Source organism: Bacillus sp. TH19, from assembly GCF_016651075.1.
GTDB classification, from domain to species: Bacteria; Bacillota; Bacilli; order Bacillales; family Bacillaceae_G; genus Bacillus_A; species Bacillus_A mycoides.
On record NZ_JAEKEO010000007.1, the window covers coordinates 1,252,683 to 1,278,122 of the forward strand.

General features: G+C 36.0%; 28 protein-coding genes and 1 tRNA gene. 23 read left to right on the forward strand and 6 right to left on the reverse strand.

The genetic code is table 11. From position 1 onward, the window contains the following. Window positions 1–102 precede the first annotated feature (102 nt). The 15 genes from JFU54_RS10230 (at window position 103) to JFU54_RS10300 (ending at window position 13,754) form a co-directional block, all read left to right on the forward strand. The gene (locus JFU54_RS10230) at window positions 103–2,247 is read left to right on the forward strand and encodes an HD family phosphohydrolase (protein ID WP_088040160.1); all 2,145 of its coding nucleotides are present in this window, start codon (window positions 103–105) and stop codon (window positions 2,245–2,247) included. Then, entirely contained in the window at window positions 2,244–2,714 is a 471-nt protein-coding gene (ybeY, locus tag JFU54_RS10235) for an rRNA maturation RNase YbeY (protein WP_002088675.1), read from the forward strand. Before JFU54_RS10230 ends, ybeY begins: the two co-directional genes overlap by 4 nt. Beyond that, window positions 2,711–3,064, forward strand: coding sequence for a diacylglycerol kinase family protein (locus tag JFU54_RS10240; protein WP_002143170.1), 354 nt, complete (start codon window positions 2,711–2,713; stop codon window positions 3,062–3,064). The genes ybeY and JFU54_RS10240 overlap by 4 nt, the downstream gene beginning before the upstream one ends. Window positions 3,065–3,163: 99 nt before the next feature. Next, complete coding sequence (locus JFU54_RS10245) at window positions 3,164–3,562, forward strand: cytidine deaminase (RefSeq protein WP_002015184.1); 399 nt, start codon at window positions 3,164–3,166, stop codon at window positions 3,560–3,562. Continuing rightward, the gene (gene era / locus JFU54_RS10250) at window positions 3,555–4,460 is read left to right on the forward strand and encodes a GTPase Era (RefSeq protein ID WP_002088672.1); all 906 of its coding nucleotides are present in this window, start codon (window positions 3,555–3,557) and stop codon (window positions 4,458–4,460) included. Before JFU54_RS10245 ends, era begins: the two co-directional genes overlap by 8 nt. A gap of 176 nt (window positions 4,461–4,636) precedes the next feature. Beyond that, on the forward strand, window positions 4,637–4,780 hold the full coding sequence (locus JFU54_RS10255; protein ID WP_000883924.1) for a YqzL family protein: 144 nt from the start codon (window positions 4,637–4,639) through the stop codon (window positions 4,778–4,780). 33 nt (window positions 4,781–4,813) lie between these two features. Further along, the gene (gene recO, locus JFU54_RS10260) at window positions 4,814–5,560 is read left to right on the forward strand and encodes a DNA repair protein RecO (RefSeq protein ID WP_002129136.1); all 747 of its coding nucleotides are present in this window, start codon (window positions 4,814–4,816) and stop codon (window positions 5,558–5,560) included. Between the two features lie 106 nt (window positions 5,561–5,666). Next, window positions 5,667–6,299, forward strand: a complete 633-nt coding sequence (ccpN, locus tag JFU54_RS10265) for a transcriptional regulator CcpN (RefSeq protein WP_002015181.1) — start codon at window positions 5,667–5,669, stop codon at window positions 6,297–6,299. Window positions 6,300–6,328: 29 nt separating this feature from the next. Continuing rightward, window positions 6,329–7,141: a pyruvate, water dikinase regulatory protein gene (locus tag JFU54_RS10270; protein ID WP_002015180.1), complete on the forward strand. Its 813-nt coding sequence runs from the start codon at window positions 6,329–6,331 to the stop codon at window positions 7,139–7,141. Between the two features lie 664 nt (window positions 7,142–7,805). Then, complete coding sequence (locus tag JFU54_RS10275; protein ID WP_162836445.1) at window positions 7,806–7,949, forward strand: hypothetical protein; 144 nt, start codon at window positions 7,806–7,808, stop codon at window positions 7,947–7,949. A gap of 81 nt (window positions 7,950–8,030) precedes the next feature. After that, window positions 8,031–9,833 carry a DNA primase gene (dnaG, locus tag JFU54_RS10280; protein WP_002015179.1) on the forward strand — a complete coding sequence of 601 codons (1,803 nt, stop codon included), beginning with the start codon at window positions 8,031–8,033 and terminating at the stop codon, window positions 9,831–9,833. A 59-nt stretch (window positions 9,834–9,892) separates the two neighbouring features. Beyond that, window positions 9,893–11,020 carry an RNA polymerase sigma factor RpoD gene (gene rpoD, locus JFU54_RS10285; RefSeq protein ID WP_000764062.1) on the forward strand — a complete coding sequence of 376 codons (1,128 nt, stop codon included), beginning with the start codon at window positions 9,893–9,895 and terminating at the stop codon, window positions 11,018–11,020. A gap of 385 nt (window positions 11,021–11,405) precedes the next feature. After that, window positions 11,406–11,762 (forward strand): cytochrome c550, encoded by a 357-nt coding sequence (cccA, locus tag JFU54_RS10290; RefSeq protein WP_002129130.1) that lies wholly within the window; start codon window positions 11,406–11,408, stop codon window positions 11,760–11,762. Between the two features lie 166 nt (window positions 11,763–11,928). Then, window positions 11,929–12,636: a tRNA (adenine(22)-N(1))-methyltransferase gene (locus JFU54_RS10295; protein ID WP_002190695.1), complete on the forward strand. Its 708-nt coding sequence runs from the start codon at window positions 11,929–11,931 to the stop codon at window positions 12,634–12,636. Continuing rightward, window positions 12,633–13,754, forward strand: coding sequence for a Nif3-like dinuclear metal center hexameric protein (locus JFU54_RS10300; RefSeq protein WP_002190694.1), 1,122 nt, complete (start codon window positions 12,633–12,635; stop codon window positions 13,752–13,754). The genes JFU54_RS10295 and JFU54_RS10300 overlap by 4 nt, the downstream gene beginning before the upstream one ends. Before the next feature lie 40 nt (window positions 13,755–13,794). Here the strand turns inward: JFU54_RS10300 and JFU54_RS10305 are convergent, their stop codons facing one another. Next, on the reverse strand, window positions 13,795–14,745 hold the full coding sequence (locus tag JFU54_RS10305; protein ID WP_002015175.1) for a 4-hydroxy-3-methylbut-2-enyl diphosphate reductase: 951 nt from the start codon (window positions 14,743–14,745) through the stop codon (window positions 13,795–13,797). 89 nt (window positions 14,746–14,834) lie between these two features. Continuing rightward, the gene (gene vrrA, locus JFU54_RS10310) at window positions 14,835–15,560 is read right to left on the reverse strand and encodes a VrrA/YqfQ family protein (protein WP_002184950.1); all 726 of its coding nucleotides are present in this window, start codon (window positions 15,558–15,560) and stop codon (window positions 14,835–14,837) included. 179 nt (window positions 15,561–15,739) lie between these two features. Here vrrA and JFU54_RS10315 point away from each other — a divergent pair, with 179 nt between their 5' ends. Together JFU54_RS10315 and JFU54_RS10320 are read left to right on the forward strand one after the other, a co-directional pair. Beyond that, window positions 15,740–17,050, forward strand: a complete 1,311-nt coding sequence (locus JFU54_RS10315; protein WP_002015172.1) for a DEAD/DEAH box helicase — start codon at window positions 15,740–15,742, stop codon at window positions 17,048–17,050. A 251-nt stretch (window positions 17,051–17,301) separates the two neighbouring features. Next, complete coding sequence (locus tag JFU54_RS10320) at window positions 17,302–18,198, forward strand: deoxyribonuclease IV (RefSeq protein WP_002088660.1); 897 nt, start codon at window positions 17,302–17,304, stop codon at window positions 18,196–18,198. 19 nt (window positions 18,199–18,217) lie between these two features. Here JFU54_RS10320 and JFU54_RS10325 read toward each other — a convergent pair whose 3' ends face one another. Further along, window positions 18,218–18,472 carry a DUF2624 domain-containing protein gene (locus JFU54_RS10325; protein ID WP_002088657.1) on the reverse strand — a complete coding sequence of 85 codons (255 nt, stop codon included), beginning with the start codon at window positions 18,470–18,472 and terminating at the stop codon, window positions 18,218–18,220. 151 nt (window positions 18,473–18,623) lie between these two features. Between JFU54_RS10325 and JFU54_RS10330 the strand changes: the two genes are divergently transcribed. The 4 genes from JFU54_RS10330 (at window position 18,624) to JFU54_RS10345 (ending at window position 21,713) form a co-directional block, all read left to right on the forward strand. Then, complete coding sequence (locus JFU54_RS10330) at window positions 18,624–19,502, forward strand: YitT family protein (RefSeq protein ID WP_002015168.1); 879 nt, start codon at window positions 18,624–18,626, stop codon at window positions 19,500–19,502. 180 nt (window positions 19,503–19,682) lie between these two features. Beyond that, window positions 19,683–20,453, forward strand: a complete 771-nt coding sequence (locus JFU54_RS10335) for a metal ABC transporter ATP-binding protein (RefSeq protein WP_002015167.1) — start codon at window positions 19,683–19,685, stop codon at window positions 20,451–20,453. After that, the gene (locus JFU54_RS10340; RefSeq protein ID WP_002015165.1) at window positions 20,453–21,286 is read left to right on the forward strand and encodes a metal ABC transporter permease; all 834 of its coding nucleotides are present in this window, start codon (window positions 20,453–20,455) and stop codon (window positions 21,284–21,286) included. The genes JFU54_RS10335 and JFU54_RS10340 overlap by 1 nt, the downstream gene beginning before the upstream one ends. A 13-nt stretch (window positions 21,287–21,299) precedes the next feature. After that, complete coding sequence (locus JFU54_RS10345; RefSeq protein ID WP_002015164.1) at window positions 21,300–21,713, forward strand: Fur family transcriptional regulator; 414 nt, start codon at window positions 21,300–21,302, stop codon at window positions 21,711–21,713. Window positions 21,714–21,797: 84 nt separating this feature from the next. On the opposite strand, the gene ispG is transcribed toward JFU54_RS10345, so the two are convergent. From ispG to yqgB, 3 genes are all read right to left on the reverse strand, one after another. After that, window positions 21,798–22,901: a flavodoxin-dependent (E)-4-hydroxy-3-methylbut-2-enyl-diphosphate synthase gene (gene ispG / locus JFU54_RS10350; protein WP_161793976.1), complete on the reverse strand. Its 1,104-nt coding sequence runs from the start codon at window positions 22,899–22,901 to the stop codon at window positions 21,798–21,800. Window positions 22,902–23,066: 165 nt separating this feature from the next. Then, entirely contained in the window at window positions 23,067–23,444 is a 378-nt protein-coding gene (locus JFU54_RS10355) for a hypothetical protein (protein ID WP_002165064.1), read from the reverse strand. 65 nt (window positions 23,445–23,509) lie between these two features. After that, window positions 23,510–24,277 carry a protein YqgB gene (gene yqgB / locus JFU54_RS10360; RefSeq protein ID WP_002034056.1) on the reverse strand — a complete coding sequence of 256 codons (768 nt, stop codon included), beginning with the start codon at window positions 24,275–24,277 and terminating at the stop codon, window positions 23,510–23,512. Window positions 24,278–24,516: 239 nt separating this feature from the next. Between yqgB and JFU54_RS10365 the strand changes: the two genes are divergently transcribed. Further along, a tRNA-Ile gene (locus JFU54_RS10365) sits at window positions 24,517–24,590 on the forward strand. A 220-nt stretch (window positions 24,591–24,810) separates the two neighbouring features. Continuing rightward, window positions 24,811–25,422 carry a superoxide dismutase [Mn] gene (sodA, locus tag JFU54_RS10370; protein ID WP_001052029.1) on the forward strand — a complete coding sequence of 204 codons (612 nt, stop codon included), beginning with the start codon at window positions 24,811–24,813 and terminating at the stop codon, window positions 25,420–25,422. Window positions 25,423–25,440 lie beyond the last annotated feature (18 nt).

The window sequence follows — 25,440 nt, forward strand, 5'->3', positions numbered from 1 at the left end:
GATAGTGGATAAAAATGTTGTCCAAAAAGTATCGTTACCTAGAAGAAATGAAAGCTATAAATAGTTTCACTTTATTTCTGGAGAGGAGAAGGTATTGAAATCATGTCAAGATCTCAAGAAATTTCTAAGTGGTTTCGTAATTTACAACATTCGAAAAAACTAAGTTGGATTTCTTACGTTTTATTAGGGGCAGTGCTGTTTTTTGCACTTATGAATAATGTAAAACCAGAGCAATTAGATGTTACAACATATTCTATTGCGAAAAAAACAATCCATTCTCCTATTAAAATTGAAGATAAAGTTACAACGGACAAAAAGAAAAAAGAAGCCGCTACAAAAGTTGAAGATCAATATACATATAAAAGTGAGTATAAACAAAATAAAGTGGATATTGTGAATGACGTCTTTGCTAAAGTAGATGAAGTGATACAAGAGATTAAAGCGGTTGGACCGGATGAGCAAAAAAAGATTACTGATGCTGAAAAAGTGGACAAGTTGAAAAAAAAATTGCCTACTGATTTAACGAAAGAATTATCTGATTCAAACTTACTAAACTTAATTAATGCAGATTCGAACCAATTAGTATTAGCGAAAGATGCAACAGTTACAGCTATTAATAGTATCATGACTGAGCATGTTAAAATGGATGAATTGAAGGATGCGAAGGAACGATATGTAAGTGAGATGAATAGTGTTAATGTTGATAATGGTTTAAAGGAATCTATTAAGGCGTTAGGGAAATATGCGATTTCTGCAAACTATTTTTATGATCCGACCTTAACAAAAGAGAAGAGAAAAGCGGAAGAAGATTTAGTTCCACCTGTTTATATTCTTCAAGGGCAAGTCCTTGTTAGAGAAGGTGAAACGATTTCAAGTGATATGTACAATCAGTTGAAATTAGTTGGCCTGTTAGAAAAAGGGAACAGTTTTCAACCCTATGTTGGGTTAGCGGTACTCATTGGTGTGCTATTGTACTTTATGCATAAGCAGTTTGAAGTGTTTTTACAGCGGAAAAGAGAAGATAGGCCGTATGTCTTAGCGTATATTACAATTTTGTCTATCACGATTGTTTTAATGAAAATCATTAGTTTGTTTCAAAAGCTTGAGTATGCAGGAATCGCGTATGTTGTTCCAGTTGCAATGGGAACAATACTTGTAAAATTAATGATTGGTGATCGATTTGTATTTTTAACGAGTATGATCTTTTCTGTATGCGGAAGTATTATGTTTAATGAAGGTGTAACGAGTACACTGAATTATAGTGTGGGGATTTATGTTTTATTAAGTTCATTATCAGTTAGTATTTTCTTGAGAGAAAAAAATCGTCGTACGATGATTTTACAAGCTGGTATACTCGTTTCTGTATTGAATGTAGTCGTATTAGCGGCTTTGCTATTATTACGTAACGGGAATTTTTCGCCTCTTGAAATTGGGGTGCAATTATTAATGGCTGCTGTTTCGGGTATTATCTCTTCTGTTCTAGCTATGGGGATTTTACCGTATTTAGAAAGTGGTCTTGGGATTGTATCGAGTATGAAATTGATGGAACTTTCAAGTCCGAATCACCCGCTTTTGCGTAAAATTTTATTAGAAGCACCAGGTACATATCACCATAGTGTAATGGTAGCTAATCTCTCAGAAGCTGCTTGTGAAGCAGTTGGAGCAAATGGAGTATTAGCGCGTGTAGGGGCGTATTATCATGATGTAGGGAAAACGGTACAACCACAGTTTTTTATTGAAAACCAAATGGGTATTGAAAACCCGCATGATAGATTAGACCCTGTAACGAGCAAAGATATTATAATTGCTCATGTAACCGATGGGGTGAGAATGTTAGAAGAACACCATATACCTCAAGAAATTATCGATATTGCTGGACAGCATCATGGTACAACGTTACTTAAATATTTTTATTATAATGCGATTAAAGAAGATAAAGAGAAATATACGGAGGAAATGTTCCGCTATCCAGGATCAAAAGCAACTTCTAAAGAGTCGGCGATCGTTGGTATTGCTGATAGTGTGGAAGCGGCGGTACGTTCGATGAACCATCCAACACCAGATCAGATTAATAATTTAGTGCAAAATATTATTAAAGATCGCCTGCAAGATGGTCAATTTAGTGAATGTGATTTGACATTTAAGGAACTACAAATCGTTGGAAAAACGTTATGTGAAACGTTAAATGGTATTTTCCATTCCCGTATTACATATCCGGAACCGCCGGAAGAAAAGGAGAAAGAATGAGTTTATTAATTGATTTTATTGATGAAACAGAAGAAGTGAAAGACGAATATATAAGTTTGATTCGAGGTTTAGTAGAGAAAGCAGCCCAAATGGAGAACATAGAAGAAGGCGCAGAATTATCGGTTACATTTGTAGATAATGAACGTATTCGTGAAATAAACCGTGATTACCGAGATAAGGATCAGCCTACGGACGTTATTTCTTTTGCTATGGAAGAAATGGGAGAAGGCGAAATGGAAATTGTCGGTGCAGAGATGCCGCGTATGTTAGGAGATCTTATTATTTCTATTCCAAGAGCAAAAGAACAAGCTGAAGAATATGGACATTCTTTTGATCGAGAACTTGGGTTTTTAGCACTACATGGCTTTTTGCATTTGCTTGGTTATGATCATATGACAGAAGAAGATGAGAAAGAAATGTTTGGAAGACAAAAAGAAATTTTAGAGGCCTTTGGATTAGGACGATGAAAACAGGAAAACTTTTAGATAGTTTTGGATATGCTATAGCTGGTATATACTTTTGTCTTCGTCATGAACGAAATATGAAAATTCATTATTTAGCCGCAGTCATCGTTATATGCTGCGGCTTTTATTTCCATATTACAACAATGGAATGGATTGTTGTACTTATTGTGATAGGGATTGTAATGAGTTTAGAGATGGTGAATACGGCTATTGAAAAAACAGTAGACTTAGCAACCGTCGATATTCATCCGGTTGCAAAAATTGCAAAGGATGTTGCAGCAGGGGCAGTTTTATTATTTGCAATTATAGCTGCTGTAATTGGTGCTATTATCTTTTTACCGTATATGGTATAGTTGCATTCCGAAGCTTTTATTAAGCTTTGGGAGCGCCGTGAAGGCCTTTAATGAAAGAGTGTATCTATTCACATCTATGAACGGAAAGGATGCGGGAATATGAATAGCAAACAATTAATTCAAGAAGCAACCGAAGCGCGTAAACGAGCGTACGTACCATATTCTAAATTTCAAGTAGGTGCAGCTTTACTAACTCAGGATGGAAAAATATATCGTGGATGTAATGTTGAAAATGCATCATATGGTTTATGTAACTGTGCAGAACGAACAGCGTTATTTAAGGCAATTTCTGAAGGGGATAACGAGTTTGTAGCTATTGCAGTCGTAGCGGATACAAAGCGTCCAGTACCTCCTTGTGGAGCATGTCGACAAGTTATGATAGAATTATGTAAACAGGATACGAAAGTATACCTATCAAACTTACATGGTGATGTTCAAGAGACAACAGTCGGAGAATTGTTACCAGGAGCATTTTTAGCGGAGGATTTACATGAATAGAAAAGGTTATAAATCAGGTTTTGTCTCTATTATTGGCAGACCGAATGTTGGGAAATCTACATTTTTAAATCGTATTATTGGCCAAAAAATTGCTATTATGAGCGATAAGCCACAAACAACTCGTAATAAAATTCAAGGTGTATATACAGAAAATGATTCACAAGTAGTTTTCATTGATACACCAGGAATACATAAACCTAAACATAAACTAGGCGATTTCATGGTGAAGATGGCTCAAACGACATTAAAAGAAGTTGATATTGTTTTGTTTATGGTCAATGCAACTGAAGGATATGGTCGTGGTGAGGAATTTATTATTGAGAAATTACAAGAAACGAAACAACCGGTATTTTTGGTAATTAATAAAATTGACCAACTTCATCCAGAGCAATTGCTGGAGTTGATTGATCAATATCGTAAATTATATGAGTTCGCGGAGATTGTGCCAATTTCTGCATTGGACGGTAATAACGTTGAAGCGTTAATCGGAGCAATTAAAAAGTATTTACCAGAAGGACCGCAATATTACCCGGATAATCAAGTAACGGATCATCCAGAGCGATTTATTATTTCAGAGCTTATTCGTGAAAAAGTATTACATTTAACACGTGAAGAAGTACCACATTCTGTAGCGGTTGTTATTGATGCAATTCAAAAGCGTGAGGGCGGAGCGGTTTATATAAACGCAACGATTGTTGTTGAACGTGCGTCACAAAAAGGAATTATTATAGGTAAGCAAGGGAAGATGTTAAAAGAAGTCGGTAAGAGAGCTCGTTTTGACATTGAAGCACTTCTTGGTTCTAAAGTATTTTTAGAAGTATGGGTGAAAGTGCAAAAAGATTGGCGTAATAAGATGTCACAGCTTCGTGACCTTGGTTTCCGTGAAGACGAGTATTAATATGAAGTAAAGTTGTGATCAGTGGATGTTTTGTTCATCCGCTGATTATTGGTTTTTATGAACCTTGATAAATTAGGAAAAATTTTTCTCACATGAAAATGAACAAAATGGGTCAACTTAATAACAACAAAAGAAATTGGTTTATAGGCTACGCTTATTGAGAAAGGTGGATTCTTATGCTAGATTTTACCTGGAAGTTTTTCTCCAAAACAGGAAGCATTGAAACGTATTTGCTTTTGAAAGAAATGGAAAAAGACGTAAACGATGAGATGGATCAACATGAAGAGGAGTTAGCGCATCTAGACTCTCCAATTTCTTGACCCGTTTTGTTCAAACCTTGGATGGTGACGAACATGTTTCAAAAAGTTGAGGGCATTGTTATCCGTACGACAGATTACGGAGAAACAAATAAGATTGTTACAATATACTCACGGGAATTTGGTAAGGTAAGTGCAATGGCAAGAGGGGCGAAAAAGCCGAAGAGTCGGTTAGCAGCTATTTCGCAACTTATGACACATGGTCATTTTCTTATTCAAATGGGATCTGGACTTGGAACTTTGCAACAAGGCGAGATTATTTCATCTATGAAAGAAATTCGCGAGGATATATTTTTAACTGCTTATGCATCATTTATTATTGAATTAACCGATAAAGCAACAGAAGATAAGAAGCATAATCCATATTTATTTGAAATGTTATATCAAACGTTGCATTATATGTGTGAGGGTGTTGATCCAGAAGTATTATCATTAATTTATCAAACGAAAATGCTTCCGGTATTAGGGATGCGCCCGTACTTTGATACATGTGCTATTTGTCATCAAGAAACAGATTTTGTCGCCTTCTCTGTCCGGGAAGGCGGTTTTCTGTGCTCGCGTCATGCGGAGCAAGATCCGTATCGCATTCCGGTGGGAGAGGCTGTTCATAAATTATTACGTCTCTTTTTTCACTTTGATTTACACCGGCTCGGTAATGTATCGGTGAAGGATAGTACAAAAAAACAAATGCGCACAGTATTGAATACATATTATGATGAATATTGTGGGATTTATTTGAAAACAAGGCGTTTCTTGGAACAACTTGATAAGTTTCAAATATAAAAAGGGCCGTATACGGTCCTTTTTACATACTTTCTTTTTCGAATAGCATATTTAGTATATAATATTTAAGAGATAGTATAACTTTTTTCGTTGTGCATTAAAGGTGGTGATTATCATAGAGCTGAATAAACGGCAAGAGCATATCATTCAGATTGTAAAAGATCACGGTCCTATTACAGGGGAGTCAATTGCTGGGCAATTGGGTTTAACACGTGCAACGCTAAGACCAGACTTAGCAATTTTAACGATGGCTGGTTATTTAGAAGCGCGTCCACGTGTAGGTTATTTTTATACGGGTAAAACTGGGGGACAGCTATTATCTGAAGCTGTTAAGAAAATTAAAGTGCAAGATTATCAATCTAGACCGGCTGTAATTGATAAAAATGTATCAGTATACGATGCAATCTGTACTATGTTTCTAGAGGACGTTGGTACATTATTTGTTGTAGATCAAGCTACTTTATTAGTTGGCGTTGTATCTCGTAAAGATTTATTACGAGCTAGCTTAGGAAAGCAGGATTTAACCTCTCTTCCGGTTAATATTATCATGACAAGGATGCCAAACATTGCGATGTGTCGCAGGGAGGATTCTTTATATGATATTGCGATGGAATTAATAGAAAGACAGATTGATGCGATGCCGGTTGTGAAGGATACGAAACAAGGTTTAGAAGTGATTGGACGAATTACAAAAACAAATATTACACGTGCGTTTGTAAATTTAGTAAATAACGAATAAGTGTAATTTGTTTAAAGTGAGGTAATGTAATGGATAATAAAATCGTATATGTCGTATCTGACTCTGTAGGAGAAACGGCTGATTTGGTTGTTAGAGCGGCAATGGGACAGTTCCCATTCGCTCCTGATATTAGGCGTGTACCGTATGTAGAAGATACAGGGACATTAAAAGAAGTAATCTCGATTGCCAAGAGCAATCAAGCGCTTATTTGTTTTACGTTAGTAAAGCCTGATATGCGTCAATATTTATTGACAGAAGCGGCAAAAGAAGGAGTAGAGGCATACGATATTATCGGACCTCTTATCGATCAAATTGAAGAAATTACAGGGCAAGTACCAAGGTATGAGCCAGGTGTCGTTCGAAGATTAGATGAAGAGTACTTTAAAAAAATTGAAGCGATTGAATTTGCAGTTAAGTATGATGATGGTAGAGATGCACGTGGTATTTTAAAAGCTGATATCGTGTTGATTGGAATTTCACGTACATCAAAAACACCACTTTCACAATATTTAGCGCATAACAAACGTTTGAAAGTTGCTAATGTACCACTTGTACCGGAAGTGGATCCGCCTGAGGAATTATATCAAGTGGCAAAAGAGAAATGTTTCGGTTTGAAAATTATACCAGATAAGTTAAATCATATTCGAAAAGAACGATTGAAATCACTTGGATTAAGTGATGGAGCAACATATGCAAATATTAATCGTATTCAAGAAGAAATTGATCATTTTGAGGAAGTAATTAGTAAAATAAATTGTCAAGTGATTGATGTATCAAATAAGGCAATTGAAGAAACAGCAAATATTATTGTGAATGCAGTGCAAAACCAAAAAATGTTTTAGCACATTTACCAAAGGTGAATGTGCTTTTTTCGCTCGTGAGAAGGCGTTAGAGGAAGATGCGAAGTAGAGCATGAACTTTCGGCTTAGTAATAGAATATAGCGGAATGGTTATACTTATATTCTTCTGTTTTTTAATTATGCTAAAGGAACGATTTCGTTATCTTTAAGTGTAAGATGAAAATTAAAGGGATATGTAGCGTAGTTGAAGAAAATATATTATAATAAAAAATTGTGATAAAAACCTATATTTTACGTTTAGACTTTAATTTTTCAGAATAAACTAGGGATAGGATTTTCGAAAAAGACATGTATTTACGTTAAATCGACAAAATCTAGACAAGAAAACGCACATTATGGAAGGATTCACAGAAGGGATGTAGAATACAGAAATATGCAAAACATCAGATAAGATATTATTTGATGCAGATGCGTATCCCGTGAAGAATGCAATTGTGCAAGTTGGAACAAAATTTTATGTCGAAATTTTGTTTGTCGTATCCTATGCTCATCGTTCAAGAAAACAGCAAGGTAATTGGGTCTATGTAGATTCTGAGCAAGATGAAGTTGATTGTTATATTTATTAACATGCAAAAGCTACAGATCTCATGATCATACAGGCTATAGTGCTTCTTGCTAGTCTTCTTGTGAAAAAGGAGTATATGTATTGTCTCCAGGAGATACATTTGTAACAGATGAGCAAATGTATACAATTTTATATAGTAGTATGTATCTGCGAATTTACGCAGACTGGGGACTTATACGAAAGGTCCAAAATCGTTTACACAATGTGATCGACAGTACTTTCTAACAAATTTAGAAAAATATTGTCGAATTATAAAGGAATCTTTTAATTTATATCGAATACAAAATACGACACGGAGATGGAGTTATGGGGAACAGAATTCCTGAAGAAGTTGTTGAACAGATTCGGACATCATCCGATATTGTAGAAGTGATTGGTGAGTATGTTCAACTTAGAAAGCAGGGGCGTAACTATTTCGGCCTTTGTCCATTTCATGGTGAGAATTCTCCTTCATTCTCTGTTTCATCTGATAAGCAAATTTTTCATTGTTTCGGATGTGGAGAAGGTGGAAATGTATTTTCTTTTCTTATGAAAATGGAAGGACTTGCTTTCACAGAGGCTGTTCAAAAGCTTGGCGAAAGAAATGGAATTGCAGTTGCAGAATATACATCAGGGCAAGGACAACAACAACAAGAAGACATATCTGATGACACTGTCATCATGCAACAGGCTCATGAACTTTTGAAAAAGTATTATCATCATTTATTAGTAAATACAGAAGAAGGAAATGAAGCACTTTCATATTTATTAAAACGTGGTATTACAAAAGAGATGATTGAGAAATTTGAAATTGGTTATGCATCACAAGCTTGGGATGCAGCAACGAAAATTTTACAAAAAAGAGGTTTGTCGCTATCTAGTATGGAACAGGCTGGCCTTCTTGTAAGAAGTGAGAAGGATGGCAGTCATTATGACCGCTTCCGCGGAAGAGTTATGTTTCCGATTTATACTTTACAAGGTAAGGTGATAGCGTTTAGTGGAAGGGCATTAGGAGATGACACTCCGAAATATTTGAATAGTCCTGAAACACCGATTTTTTACAAAAGTAAGCTGTTGTATAATTTCCACCAAGCAAGGCCGTTTATTAGAAAACGTGGGCAGGTTGTCCTTTTTGAAGGTTATGCCGATGTACTAGCCGCGGTGAAAAGTGGTGTGGAAGAAGCTGTTGCGACAATGGGAACAGCTTTAACTGAAGAACAAGCGAAACTTCTGCGACGTAACGTTGAAACTGTTGTTCTTTGCTATGATGGTGATAAAGCAGGGCGAGAAGCGACGATGAAAGCAGGGCAATTACTATTGCAAGTTGGTTGCCAAGTGAAAGTTACATCCTTGCCAGATAAGCTTGACCCTGATGAATATGTGCAACAATATGGGACAACCGCTTTTGAAAATCTTGTGAAATCAAGTATAAGTTTTGTTGGTTTCAAAATAAATTATTTGCGTTTAGGGAAAAATTTGCAAGATGAGTCTGGCAAAGAAGAATATGTAAAAAGTGTTTTAAAAGAGTTATCATTGCTACAGGATGCGATGCAGGCGGAATCCTATTTAAAATCATTATCGCAAGAATTTTCGTATTCAATGGAAACACTTTTGAATCAATTGCACCAATATCGCAAAGAACAAAAGGTACAGCAAAAACAAATAAAGCAGGTTTCTAAGCCATCTCAAATTGTTCAAACGAAACCGAAATTAACAGGTTTTGAAAGGGCAGAAAGAGAAATTATTTACCATATGTTGCAAAGTGCAGAAGTGACAGTGCGTATGGAACCTCATATAGAAGATTTTTATACAGAAGAACATAAAGGGATTTTATATGAACTATACGCATATTATGAAAAGGGAAATGAACCTTCAGTCGGAACATTTTTAAGTTGGCTCTCTGATGAAAAGTTGAAAAATATTATTACTGATATTTCGACGGATGAATTTATTAATCCAGAGTACACAGAAGAAGCGTTACAAGGTCATTTGGAGGCGCTAAGACGCCATAAAGAAAAACTTGAAAAGATGGAAATTATCTTTAAAGTAAAACAAATGGAAAAAACAGATCCTGTAGAGGCTGCTAAATATTATGTGGCATATTTACAAAGTCAAAAAGCAAGAAAATAGCTTTTTCGATAAAGTTTTAGTATAATGAATGTTTGTATCTCGCGTAAGGAGGGGAACAGATGGCTGATAAACCAGCTCGTTCTAAACAAATTGAAACTGAAATGACCCTTGAGCAAGTGAAAGAACAACTCACTGAGCTCGGAAAAAAACGTGGCGTTCTTACATATGAAGAGATTGCAGAACGCATGAATGGATTTGAAATTGAATCCGATCAAATGGATGAATACTATGAATATTTAGGTGAACAAGGGATTGACTTAGTTGGTGACAATGACAACGACGAAGGTCCTAATAATCGTCAAATTACAAAAACGGAAGAAGAATTTGACCTTAATGATTTAAGTGTGCCGCCAGGTGTGAAAATCAATGACCCTGTTCGTATGTACTTAAAAGAAATTGGTCGTGTAGACTTACTATCTGCTGAAGAAGAAATTCGACTTGCGACACGTATTGAAGAAGGCGATGAAGAAGCAAAACGCCGTCTTGCAGAAGCAAACTTACGTCTTGTAGTAAGTATTGCAAAGCGCTACGTGGGCCGTGGTATGCTTTTCTTAGACTTAATCCAAGAAGGAAATATGGGTCTAATTAAGGCAGTTGAAAAGTTCGACTACCGTAAAGGTTTTAAATTTAGTACGTATGCAACTTGGTGGATTCGCCAAGCTATTACACGTGCGATTGCAGACCAAGCGCGAACAATTCGTATTCCAGTTCATATGGTTGAAACAATTAATAAGTTAATCCGTGTACAACGTCAATTATTACAAGATTTAGGACGCGAACCATCTCCTGAAGAGATTGGTGAAGAAATGGATCTTGCTCCAGAAAAAGTACGCGAAATCTTAAAGATTGCACAGGAGCCAGTTTCTCTTGAAACACCAATTGGTGAAGAAGACGACTCCCATTTAGGTGACTTTATCGAAGACCAAGAAGCAACATCGCCTGCGGACCATGCAGCGTATGAATTGCTAAAAGAACAATTAGAAGATGTGTTAGATACACTAACAGATCGTGAAGAAAATGTTCTGCGTCTTCGTTTTGGTTTAGATGATGGACGAACTCGTACGCTTGAAGAAGTTGGGAAAGTATTCGGCGTAACGAGAGAACGTATTCGTCAAATTGAAGCGAAAGCACTTCGCAAATTAAGACATCCAAGCCGTAGTAAGCGTCTTAAGGATTTCTTAGAATAGGCTACCTTTAAGTTTACTTCACTTTTGTGAAGTAAACTTTTTTATTTTGTTAATTTTTGTTAAAATTTATCTATCGGCAACGATTACAATTTCTTGTAATTTATTTTACAGAATTGTCTTTTGATTTGCAAATGCTCATTTTTCGATTTTTCGATTTATTTTGTTTATTATATACAAAATAATATGTAGAAAAGTAAAAAATATGATGAGAAACGTTAGTAATTATCGAAATAATATGCGATATAATAGTGAAAATCAATAAAATGAATTTACGGAATATTTTTAACAAGTAGTAGTTTACTCTTTTCTGATAGGGCGTTTTCAAGTACAATATAAATGACTGAATCATCTAACTATTTAGCGGTATAGAGGGGGGAGAAGAGATATGAAACGTAATCCGTTGATTCCGTTCGCTCTTATTGCAGCATTAGGTATTATCGTTATGTTTGTATTTTCATTTCAGGGGCTAAATAAATCTAAAGAGTTAGCTGATGCAAAAAATGGTGGGAAACCAGCACAAACAGCATCAAAGCCAGAGGATATTGTAAAGCAAAGCTGTACGAGCTGTCATGGTGATCAGTTACAAGGAGCGGTAGGCCCTAATTTACAAAAAATTGGTGGGAAACTTTCAAAAGATGAAATTAAAGAAGTTATTTCAAAAGGAAAAGGAAATATGCCGCCAAATATAGTTCCAGCTGATCAAGCGGCAAAAGTAGCTGATTGGTTATCGAAGAAAAAATAAAGTATAGAAAAACAAGCCTTTTGCTTTTTGCAAAAGGCTTGTTTTTCTATACTATCTAAAATACGATTAGTAATAGAGAATTGAAGTATTGTTATGGACTTGCAACAACTACTATAAATTCATTATCATGGAGACAGACTGAGAAGAGAAGGAGTAATGGAAATACATGAATGAAGTAAAGCTTTCGAAACGATTAGAAGAAGTTGTGAGGGAGATTCCGGTAGGCTCTACAGTAGCTGATATTGGATCGGATCATGCGTATTTACCGTGTTATACAATTATAAATAATATTGCTACAAAAGCAGTTGCAGGAGAGGTTGTAGATGGACCGTTTCGCTCTGCACAAGCAACTGTAGCTGAAAGTGGCTTACAAGATAAAGTAGACGTTCGTAAAGGGAATGGATTAGCTGTTATAGTGCCAGGAGAAGTAGATGTTATTACGATTGCTGGTATGGGTGGAGCGTTAATTCGTGACATTTTAGAAAGTGGTAAAGAAAAATTAGAAGGTGTAACACGTTTAATCTTACAGCCGAATATTGCAGCACACCATATCCGTGAATGGTTTATTGAAAATGGATGGGAGCTTATCCGTGAGAAAATTGTAATAGAAGACGGAAAGATTTACGAGATTTTAGTCGGAGAGCGAGGAGATACAGCAGTACCTTACTCTGAAAATAAACAAGCTGAATTGTTTATGGGTCCATTTTTAATAAAAGAAAAAAGTGAAGCTTTTATTGAAAAGTGGGAAGGGGAATTGAAAAACTTCCAAAATATTTTAAAACAGTTAGAACGTGCAGCAGAGTCTGAAGAGACAAAAGCGAAGCGTGCAGAAGTAGAAGCGAAAATGAAAATGATAGGAGAGGTTTTATCATGAGTAAAATTCCGAATGGTCATGAAATTATTTCTTTGTTTGAAGGTATGTATCCGAAGCATTTAGCGATGGAAGGGGATAAGATTGGCTTACAGATTGGAGCGCTTAATAAACCTGTCCAGCACGTATTAATCGCGTTAGATGTAACTGAGGAAGTTGTGGACGAGGCGATCCAATTAGGAGCGAATATCATTATAGCGCACCATCCTTTAATCTTTAATCCATTAAAAGCGATTCATACAGATAAGGCGTACGGAAGAATTATTGAAATGTGTATTAAAAATGATATTGCGGTTTATGCCGCACATACAAATGTAGATATTGCTAAGGGCGGGGTAAATGATTTACTTGCTGATGCGTTAGGGTTACAAAATACAGAAGTATTAGCTCCTACATATGCAGAAGAAATGAAAAAAATTGTTGTATTTGTTCCAGTAACCCATGCAGAAGAAGTGCGCAAAGCTCTTGGAGATGCGGATGCAGGTCATATCGGTAATTATAGCCACTGTACGTTCGGTAGCGAAGGGGTAGGTACGTTTATCCCTCAAGAAGGTACAAATCCTTATATCGGAGAAACTGGGCAGTTAGAACGTGTGGAAGAGATACGTGTCGAAACGATTATTCCAGCTTCATTACAAAGAAAAGTTATTAAAGCGATGTTGGCAGCCCATCCATATGAAGAAGTGGCATATGATGTATATCCGCTTGATAATAAAGGTGAAACATTAGGTCTTGGTAAAATAGGGTATTTACAAGAAGAAATGACGCTTGAGCAGTTTGCTTTACATGTGAAACAATCATTACATGTAAAGGGTGCAAGAGTTGTTGGAAAGTTAGATGATAAGGTGCGTAAAGTAGCTGTACTTGGTGGTGACGGTAATAAATATATAAACCAAGCGAAATTTAAAGGAGCAGATGTATATGTAACAGGTGATATGTATTATCATGTTGCTCACGATGCGATGATGATTGGTTTAAATATAGTCGATCCAGGACATAACGTTGAAAAAGTAATGAAGCAAGGTGTACAAAAACAATTGCAAGAAAAAGTAGATGTGAAAAAATTCAATGTACACATTCACGCTTCGCAGTTACATACAGATCCATTCACATTTGTATAAGAAAAATAAAAACCGTTGCTCATGTAGGCAACGGTTTTTATTATTGTTCTTTTTTCACTTTTACACGAGGTAGTATCTTTTGAAGTGGTACTTTTCGAATTCTGTCCCATGTAGCTGGATTCATTGGGTCATATTGATCTAAGAAAGCAATAACTTCTTTTGTAATTGGCGTTGGAGTAGAAGCACCTGCTGTAACAGCTACGTTTTCTACACCTTGTAGCCATTCTAATTGGATTTCACTTACGTCTGCAACGCGGTATGCTGTCGTACCAGCGATTTCTTGTGATACTTGTGCTAAACGGTTTGAGTTGTTACTTTTCGGATCACCGACAACAATTGTTAAATCTGCAACATCAGCTTGTTTAGCGACAGCTTCTTGGCGAACTTGAGTTGCTAAACAAATTTCCTTGTGGAATTCTGCTGTTGGGAATTTTTTCTGAATGTCCTCCATTAAATGTTGAACATCCCATTGACTCATTGTTGTTTGATTCGTAACTAAAATTTTATCCGTTGGAATTTCTAGTGTTTTTAAATCATCAGCTTTTTCGATAAGATGAACGATATCAGGTGCGATACCAACTGCGCCTTCTGGTTCTGGATGATTTTTTTTGCCGATATAAATGACATGGTATCCTTCAGCTTTCTTTGCTTCGATAAGGTCATGTGTTTTTGTAACATCTGGACAAGTTGCATCAATTGTCGTTAAACCTTTTTCTTTTGCACGTTGTTTAACTTCTGGAGAAACACCGTGTGCAGTGAAAATAACAGTACCAGAATCGATTTTATCTAAAATTTCTAATCGACTTGGACCGTCTAATGTAATGATGCCATCCTCTTCGAAAGCATCTGTGACATGCTTATTGTGAACAATCATACCTAAAATATAAATGGGTCTCGGTAATGATTTATCTAATGCGGCGTTACGTGCAATAACCATTGCGTCAACAACACCATAGCAATAACCACGAGGGGAAATTTTAACAATCTTCATGTGAGTAATCCTCTCCTTCTAAACAAGGGATACTTTTGTGCATAGTCCATTACATTATAAAGGAGGAGTGGATAGAAAACAAAGGATTGTTACACATATAGTTTTGGTTTTGTTGCTGATTGTTGAACGGGTTCTTTCGGAACCTCTTTTTCTATTACCGGTTCAAGCACTATTTTTTTTCGTTTCCTTTTTGGAGGTGGAGGAGGTGGAGTTGCTACCTCAACCTGTTCTGTTGCATCTTCAGTTTGATTTTCTTCCGTACTTTTTCCAGAGGTGAGGATTTTAACAATGCTTGGTAGACTACGCATAATGGGACCGTACTGTTCGACAACAGGACCGACAGATTGCACGACTTGAGATACTTTTTCGATATTATTTATCATATTAGTTGGGTTCGAAATTAAATTTGAAAAAAAACTACCGATGCCGCTGCTAGATGCCGCTGCAGTTGTAGCTGACGCAGCACCACGTGTATCATTTGATTCATACATTTGAGGTGGTATCATCTGCTCTGGATATTGCTGCATGTATGGTTGATATTGTTGTGTATATTGTTGTGTATATTGTTGTTGGTATGGCTGTTGCTGTTGATATTGGGGCGGCGGTTGTTGGTGCATCATCGGTGGCCCTTCCATTTGTCGATAAGGAGGGACCATTTGCATGAAAGGTTCGGTTGGATCGTGTTTTTTAAAGAGTTTAGCAAGGAAACCTTTCTTTTTTTGAGCCATCGGTGGTAGTTGTGGAATCGGATATGGTGTGTAAGATTGTTGTCCTCGATTCGGATACATTTGTCTTATAGGGGATTTCGGAAACATGTGGGAAATCCTCCTTTCTTCAGTTAGGTATATACACATACAATATGCAATGGAAGGAAAGAAGGTTAGTTTTTGAGATAAAAACCTAAACTAAAGATGGATTTTACTTGTAGATTTCGATATAATGTAGACTTGACTGATTTGTGCGCAGTAGAAATTTTAGAAAGAAGGTGTAACTTATGACACTACAAACTTTTACACAGTATGATTTTAAACCATTTTTAATAGATGCAGTTCGTGAACTACGCTTTACAGAGCCAACAGGAATTCAAAAGAAAATTTTCCCGGTCGTGAAAAAAGGTGTGAGTATAATTGGACAATCCCAAACTGGTTCTGGGAAAACACATGCATACTTACTTCCTACATTAAACAGAATTGATGCAAGTCGTGAAGAGGTACAACTTGTTATTACAGCGCCTACTCGTGAGTTAGCACAACAAATTTACGAAGAAATTGTGAAACTAACAAAGTTCTGTGCAGAAGATCAAATGATTACAGCACGCTGTTTAATTGGTGGAACTGATAAACAACGATCAATTGAAAAGTTGAAAAAACAACCTCATATTGTAGTTGGAACGCCAGGACGTATTAAAGATTTAGTAGAAGAAAAGGCGCTATTTGTTTATAAAGCGGATACTATTATTGTCGATGAAGCGGACTTAATGCTTGATATGGGATTCATTCAAGATGTAGATAAAATTGCGGCACGTATGCCTAAAAATCTGCAAATGTTAGTTTTCTCTGCAACAATTCCTCAAAAATTAAAACCATTTTTGAAGAAATATATGGAGAATCCAGAACATATTCATATTAATCCGAAGCAAGTTGCAGCAGGAAATATTGATCATTACCTTGTGCCTTCAAGACACCGTAATAAAACTGAATTAGTGAAAAATATGCTACTTCAATTTAAACCATATTTAGCAATTGTCTTTACAAACACAAAGAAGAAGGCTGACGAAGTAGCCGATGGATTAGCAGAACGTGGATTAAAAGTAGGGCGTATACACGGTGATTTATCACCGCGTGATCGTAGAAAAATGATGAAACAAGTTCGTGATTTAGAGTTCCAATACATTGTCGCAACAGATTTGGCGGCACGTGGTATTGATATTGAAGGAATTAGCCATGTTATTAACTATGAACTTCCACCAGATTTAGATTTCTTCGTTCACCGTGTTGGAAGAACTGCACGTGCGGGTCATTCAGGTATTGCAGTGACGATTTATGATCCAGCAAATGAAGAAGCGTTAGATAGTTTGGAAAAACAACGTCATATCGAGTTTAAACATGTAGATTTACGCGGAGATGAATGGGCGGATTTAGGTGACCGTCGTCGTCGTAAGAGCCGTAAAAAACCAAGTGATGGACTAGATGTTATGGCAACAAAAGTTGTTAAGAAGCCGAAAAAAGTAAAACCAAACTATAAACGAAAACTTGCAACAGAACGTGACAAAGTGAAGAAAAAATATAGCAATAAAAAAAGATAAGGGATTTCCCTTATTTTTTTTTTATCTCACTGCTTGAGAGAAAGTCGATTAATGTAGACTAATAATTAGTGCGGGGTAGAAAAAACGTTGACTAAAGTTTCGTTTTATTGGGTTAATTTAAGTATAGAGTTCAGATCGTTTGAATAGTCTGTTTGATTTATGTAGTGCCTTTTGTGTGAACAAACAATTCGCTACATATTTCTACAAATTATGCTATCATTATATCTATTGTATATTGAAGAGGTGATTGTATGTTAAAGATTGGATCTCATGTTTCTATGAGTGGTAAGAAAATGTTATTAGCAGCAAGTGAAGAGGCTGTTTCATACGGTGCGACGACGTTTATGATTTATACAGGTGCACCGCAAAATACACGAAGAAAACCAATTGAAGAATTGAACATAGAAGCAGGAAGAAAACATATGGAACTAAACGGTATTGAAGAAATTATCGTACATGCGCCATACATTATTAATCTTGGGAATACGACGAAGCCAGAAACATTCCAATTAGGTGTAGACTTCCTTCGCATGGAAATTGAAAGAACATCGGCATTAGGTGTAGCGAAACAAATCGTTCTTCACCCAGGTGCGCACGTTGGTGCAGGAGCGGATGCTGGTATCCAACAAATTATTAAAGGGCTTAATGAAGTATTAACGCCAGAGCAGACGGTTAACATTGCGTTAGAAACGATGGCAGGAAAGGGAACGGAATGCGGTCGTAGCTTTGAAGAAATTGCGAAAATTATTGATGGTGTGAAATATAATGAAAAACTATCTGTATGTTTTGATACGTGTCATACGCATGATGCAGGTTATGACCTTGTAAATGATTTTGACGGTGTGTTAAACGAATTTGATAAAATTGTTGGGATAAATCGTTTACAAGTACTTCATATTAACGATAGCAAAAATGTACGCGGAGCTGGAAAAGACCGTCATGAAAATATTGGTTTTGGTCATATTGGCTATAAGGCATTGCATCACATTGTGCATCACCCACAACTTACGCACGTACCAAAAATTCTTGAAACGCCGTATGTAGGTGAAGATAAAAAAGATAAGAAGCCACCATATAAATTAGAAATCGAAATGCTGAAAAATGGTACTTTTGATGAAGGAATTCTTGAAAAAATTAAAGCACAATAAGGAGGGGATTTTCCCCTCCTTATTTTAATAGCTGCTGAAATAAAATATTTACTTGTTGGGCAGTGGCAGGAGTAGTTACTTTAGCGATTTGTTTTAACAAATCTAGTCGCTCGGTATTATCGTAAATGTTAATGTTTTTCCCTTTCATAAGTAAAACGATTTTATCAGCTTGTGCAGTTGTGATTGGAACTTCGTATTCTTTACTATATTTCAATAGTTCTTTTGTGGAAATATGATTTAATTTTTTGTTCACAATTTGTTTAATGAGGTTCATCGTGTTGTCCTCCTTCACACGTTCTTCTATCGAAATATATGTACGCATAGCTTGTACATATTCGTATCAAGGTGCATTTTTTCAATGGGGAAAAGAAGCTTATGTTATAATATAAGAACAAAACTATAGATAAAGAGTATAAGGAGGACTTATGGAAAAAAAGCAACATCGAAAAGAAAGTGTTATTCATCTTGTATATCGTTTAGTTATGATTGTCTTTGGGGCAGCGTGTGCGGCGGTAGCGATTGAACTGTTTTTAATGCCAAATAAAATTATTGATGGTGGAATTATTGGTATTTCTCTTATATTAGATTATCTTACTCCTAATATTTGGTGGTTAAGCTTTTCTACTTTAGTTGTTATCCTCAACATTCCTTTTATGTACTCCGGGTATAAGCAAATTGGAAAAACATTCATGTTATCTTCAGCATTTGGAATTGTAGCTTTAGCATTTATTGAATCAACGTTGCATGCTATCCCGCCATTTACAACAGAGCCGATTTTAGCAACAGTTTTCGGCGGTCTTATTTTAGGGATTGGTGTAGGACTTGTTATTCGTCATGGTGGATCGTTAGACGGGACCGAAATTATGGGAATTCTATTAACGAAGAAATTACCGTTTTCTGTTGGTGAATTCGTAATGTTTGTGAACTTATTCATTTTTGCATGGGCAGCATTTGTGTTTGGTGTTGAACAAGCGATGTATTCTGTTATGACGTACTATATCGCATTCAAAACAATTGATACGGTAATTCAAGGATTAGACGAAACGAAAGCAGTTTTAATAGTATCGGATCAATATGAGGAAGTATCAAATGCGATTTTACACCGCCTTGGTCGTGGAACAACAAAACTTGTTGCTAAAGGTGGCTATACAGATAAAGAAAAAGAAGTTATTTATGCAGTTGTAACACGTCTGGAAGTGACGAAGTTAAAATCAATTGTGCATGAAATTGATGAAAACGCATTTGTTACGATTATGAATACACAAGAGACAAATGGTGGTAAGTTTAAATCAGCAATTCACTAAAAAGTTAATTGTAATATCTTTTGAAAGCAGAGAATTATTCTCTGCTTTTTGTTATAATAATAAGGTTTCTTGAAATAAAGAATATATTTTAGGCAGATTGGTTTACAACTATAATAAGCTGTACTATAATTCAAATAGAGATAAATCGGAATCATTCTGAATTAAAATAGGTGAGATGCTATGAATAATATATTGGAAATAGAAGGATTAACGTTTCGGTATGAAGATCGCAACGTGTTAGAAGATATTAATTTGCAAGTTCCGAAGGGAGCTTTTTTAGGTTTAGTTGGACCGAATGGTTCAGGGAAATCGACTTTACTTAAATGCTTATTGGGTGTTTTAAAACCAAAGCAAGGAAGTATTAGATTGTTTGGCATTGATAGTAAGAAATTTAAAGAGTGGAATAAAGTTGGGTATGTATCCCAAAAGGCAAGTAGCTTTAACTCAGGTTTCCCGGCAACTGTTTTCGAGGTTGTTTCAATGGGGCTCGTTTCGAAAAAAGGGCTTTTTCGCTTTTTTACGAAAGACGATAATGCGAAAGTAGAAAAAGCGATTGCTGATGTAGGTATGAGCGAGTTTCGAGGTCGCAACATTGGAGAACTTTCTGGTGGACAACAACAGCGTGTATTTATTGCTCGTGCACTTGTAAGTGATCCGGAATTGCTTATTTTGGACGAGCCTACTGTTGGGATTGATGTGAAAAATGTGGCAAGTTTTTATGAGATACTAGAGGATTTAAACAAAAGATTGGGAATTACGTTAATTCTTGTTACGCACGATATGGGTGCTGTAACAGAGAAGGTGACGCATGTTGCATGTTTGAATCAGCATTTACATTTCCATGGGAATGTAGAGAAATTCCGAGAGTTAGAAGATGCAGAAATGTCGATTTTATATGGACATCATGTTCATCGCTTAGAACATGAACATGGGCATCACGGGAGGATATAATGATACAGGATTTTTTACAATATGATTTTTTACGTAATTCCTTATACGCTGGTATTTTAATAGGGCTTGTCGCACCACTTATCGGCGTGTTCGTTGTAATTCGCCGCATGTCGCTTATTGCGGATGCATTAAGTCATGTGACGTTATCAGGAATTGCAGCAAGTTTATTACTTGAAAAGACAATCTTTACCGGTGGGTTTTTAAACCCTTTATATATGGGGATGTTTTTTTCAATCGGTGGAGCATTGCTAATTGAAAAATTACGTACTGTATATAAACATTATCAAGAGTTAGCAATCCCGATTATACTTTCAGCAGGGATGGGGATTGGAGTTATCTTCATCTCACTTGCTAATGGATTCAATACGGATTTATTTAGTTATTTATTTGGTAGTGTAAGTGCTGTAACAAGTGCGGATTTAATTATTATTGGTATAGTAGCAATTGTTGTTATTGCGACGATTGTTTTATTATACAAAGAGTTGTTTTTACTATCATTTGATGAGGAATACGCTGTATCAACCGGTTTAAGTGCAAAGTGGATTCACTTTATCTTCATTATATTAGTTGCTCTTGTAATTGCGGTATCAATGCGTGTTGTAGGTGTTCTTCTCGTATCATCTTTAATGACGTTACCAGTTGCAGCAAGTATTCGTATTGCAAAAGGATTTAAACAAACAATTTTCTTTTCCATTTTATTTGGTGAAATTGCAGTAATTGGTGGAATGTTTGCTTCGTATCAACTTGATTTAGCTCCAGGTGGTACAATTGTTATGATAGCGGTTCTTATTTTAATTGGTGCAATTTTATGGAAAAAGAAAAAAACTGCATAAAGTAGGGATAGGTATGAATCTAACAGAAGCTTTACGCCTAATGAAGGAAAAGGGATACAAACATACGGGGAAAAGGGAAGAGATGCTGAGATTATTCGCAGCTCATAATCGTTATTTAACTGCGAAAGATGTTTTAGAGCATATGAAGGGTGATTATCCAGGACTTAGTTTTGATACGATTTATCGTAATTTAACGGTTTTTGCTGAAGTCGGTGTTTTAGAGCAAACGGAATTAAATGGTGAAAAGCATTTCCGTTTTACATGCTCCATTATGGAACATCATCATCATTTCATTTGTTTAGATTGTGGTGGTACGAAAGAGATTAATTCCTGCCCGATGGATTTTATGAATAAAGATTTTAAAGGTTATGAGGTAACGGGGCATAAGTTTGAAATATATGGTCGTTGCCCAAAATGTGCAAAATGAGAGGGCTCGTCAGTTATATAACTGACGAGTTTTTAATTTGAATGTAAAAAAAGGTTGCTCACAAAAATTGTGGCAACCTTCTTTTTATTGTTCTTGTTTTTCTTTTTCTTTTTCTCGTTCGGCAGCCATTTCAGCAGCGATTACATCAATTTCTTTTTTCAGTTCTTCTACCATTGTTTCTTCTGGTACTTTACGAACGACTTGCCCTTTACGGAATAATAAACCTTCTCCGCGTGCACCGGCAATACCGATGTCAGCTTCACGAGCTTCACCAGGACCGTTTACGGCACAGCCGAGTACTGCAACCTTAATTGGAACTTTAAGTGTGGAGATGTATTCTTCAACTTCATTAGCAATGCTAATTAGGTCGATTTCAATACGACCACAAGTTGGACAAGAAATAAGTGTTGCGGCATTAGATGCAAGACCGAATGATTTTAATAGTTCACGTGCAACTTTTACTTCTTCAACTGGATCAGCGCTTAAAGAGATACGAAGTGTATTTCCGATGCCTTTACTTAAAATTGCTCCAAGACCGGCGGCGCTTTTTACAGTCCCAGCAAACAATGTTCCTGATTCTGTAATACCTAAATGTAATGGATAATCAAAAGCGCGAGCAGCTTTTTCGTATGCTTCAATTGCTAAGTTAACATCAGAGGCTTTCATTGATACGATAATATCGTGGAAATCTAAGTCCTCTAAAATTTTAATATGGTGCAGTGCGCTCTCGACCATACCATCAGCAGTTGGATATCCATACTTTTCTAAAATATGACGTTCTAATGAGCCGGCATTTACACCGATACGGATTGGAATGCCACGCTCTTTCGCTGCATTTACAACAGCTTCTACTTTATGGCGACGTCCAATGTTACCTGGATTGATACGTACTTTATCAATGCCGCCTTCGATTGCTTTTAAAGCAAGGCGGTAATCAAAATGAATATCAGCAACAAGTGGAATGTTGATTTGTTTTTTAATATCAGCAATAGCATTTGCTGCGCGTTCGTCTGGAACAGCAACACGAACAACTTGACAGCCAGCTTCTTCTAAACGTTTAATTTCAGCAACTGTAGCCTCAACATCATGCGTTTTTGTTGTCGTCATACTTTGTATAATTAATTCATTGTTACCGCCAATTGTTAAATTACCGACTTTAACTGGACGTGTTTTTGTGCGTTGAGTCATTTCATTCACGAATTGATCGCTCTCCTTATAAAAGAAGTTTCTTATTTTAGTCCCTTACATCAATGATAGTATGTGTGAGAAAGGGCTATAGAAACCAAAGTACTCGGTTTCACTTTTACTATTGTATCAGCGCCTTTATGTAATTGACAAGGATTAAGTGATTGCTTATTGATATAAGGGGAATTTATAAGACTTTCCAACTTGGATTTTTGTAGCAGATGTATTTTTATTTAATTGCTTAAAATCATCAATTACTTTTTCAATAGAAGGAATTTTTTTCTTATTAATCGCTTCTGTAATAGAAAGAACTGTATCACCAGTTTTTACTTCGATTGCTTTATAAGCTGTATCCGTTTCTTTTTCTTTTTCTTTTTCTGTTTCTTTCTCTTTATTTTGTTTTGTATCTGTATTTTCTTTTTTTATCGTTTGGGCAGCAGATGTTTTTTTGTATGAACTTAACATCGGTAAAGTACCGATTTTTATGTCGTAATAAAATATATAACCGAGGACAAGCACGAATAAGAGTACACCTAATCTCTTCATATCCTTCACTCCTTTGCTAGGAATATATGCTTGTCCAAAAAAAAAATGCCTATTTAGGCATTTTTTTATAGTTCTTGTTTTTCTTTCGGCTTTGGAACTTCTTTAATTGTTAAGTATAGAACGATTAAAACAACTGCAATGTAAATGAATGTTGCGCCAGGTACGTTTATTTTGAATAAATCCATAATCATAAAGAAGATTGTTGGAATTGTGTAGCTGTAAGCAGTTAATGTCCAAACTTGTTTATAAGATAATTTGCGTTGACCGCTCATCGCAGAACCGATGAAGGCAAGCAATGTAACTCCTACAAAGGTAATAAATAATTGGAACAAGTACAGTAAGAACCCAATAACGAATAATAAGATTGGATAAATACTGTCAAATAACGAAATGAAATCTTGTAAATCTTTTTTCTCAAGAGATGCGCCTAATAAGTCATTATAGGAATATGTTTGTGTTTGACCATTCCCCATGGAGACTACTTTATCTTTTAAAACAAATAAACCTGTTTTATTTTGATATTTTTCTAAGTCTGTTGAATTTGGATCAAATACGAAAAGGGCATTTCCATCTTCTTTTTCGATAGGTTGATCAATATCAGCTGTTAGCTCGCCATTTTCAATTTTAAAATCAGGTAAATCTTTTTCGATTACTTTATTTACCATGTTAACACCATCTTGAATAACGCTACCGTACAAGAAAGTTCTTGGAATAGTAGTGATTAGGCAAAGAAGCATAATATACAAAATGGTTTTACCGATTTTTTGAAAACGGAAAAGCGCCATATCTTTAGGCGAATATACGCTTTTTGCTAGCTGTGTAAAAATGGACATAGATTCACTTCCTTTATGTATGTATAAAATCATTGTAACGTACGAATCTAGAGAAGCTCAAGATATATTATATTTACATATAGTAGAGAGGACTAAATTCCTTCTTATTAATTTACTTCTTTTAGTAGAGAAAAATACAATTGACACTTTTCTTTCGTATATGGTAAATTTATCTTACATTTTTCAAACGATATACCTGATTGGAATTTAGTTGTTTTTAATGGTACATACATAATCGTGGACCCTTAGCTCAGTTGGTTAGAGCAGACGGCTCATAACCGTCCGGTCGTAGGTTCGAGTCCTACAGGGTCCATATCCATTTCATATGTTTATTATGTCAGCAGGAAGCTTCCTTGTAGAAGGAAGCTTTTTTTCGGAATATATGAGCATTTTAATTGAAAAGAAGTGGGGATTTTGCTACTTTAATGATAGCAAGACAAAGCGATTTATTTGTTTGCACCCTATGGCAATTAGGGTAGAATGAAGTTGTATGTCACTTAAGTGGCAATACATAAACCGGGAGGAATATAACAATGGCAAAACACGAATTACCAAATTTACCTTATGCGTATGATGCTTTAGAACCTCACTTTGATAAAGAAACAATGAACATCCATCATACAAAACATCACAACACGTATATTACAAACTTAAACGCTGCTTTAGAAGGTCATGCAGAATTAGCTGACAAAAGCGTTGAAGAATTAGTTGCAAACTTAAACGAAGTACCTGAAGCAATCCGTACAGCAGTACGTAACAATGGTGGCGGACATGCTAACCATACATTCTTCTGGACAATCCTATCTCCAAACGGCGGGGGACAACCAGTAGGCGAACTTGCAACTGCGATTGAAGCGAAATTCGGTAGCTTCGATGCATTCAAAGCAGAATTCGCAAAAGCTGGCGCAACTCGCTTCGGTTCTGGTTGGGCTTGGTTAGTAGTAAACAATGGTGAGTTAGAAGTAACAAGCACTCCAAACCAAGATTCTCCTCTAACTGAAGGTAAAACTCCAGTTATCGGTTTAGATGTTTGGGAGCATGCTTACTACTTAAATTACCAAAACCGTCGTCCTGACTACATCGGTGCATTCTGGAACGTTGTAGATTGGAACGTTGCTGAAAAACTTTACCAAGAAGCAAAATAATTAAAGTTAATACAGCTA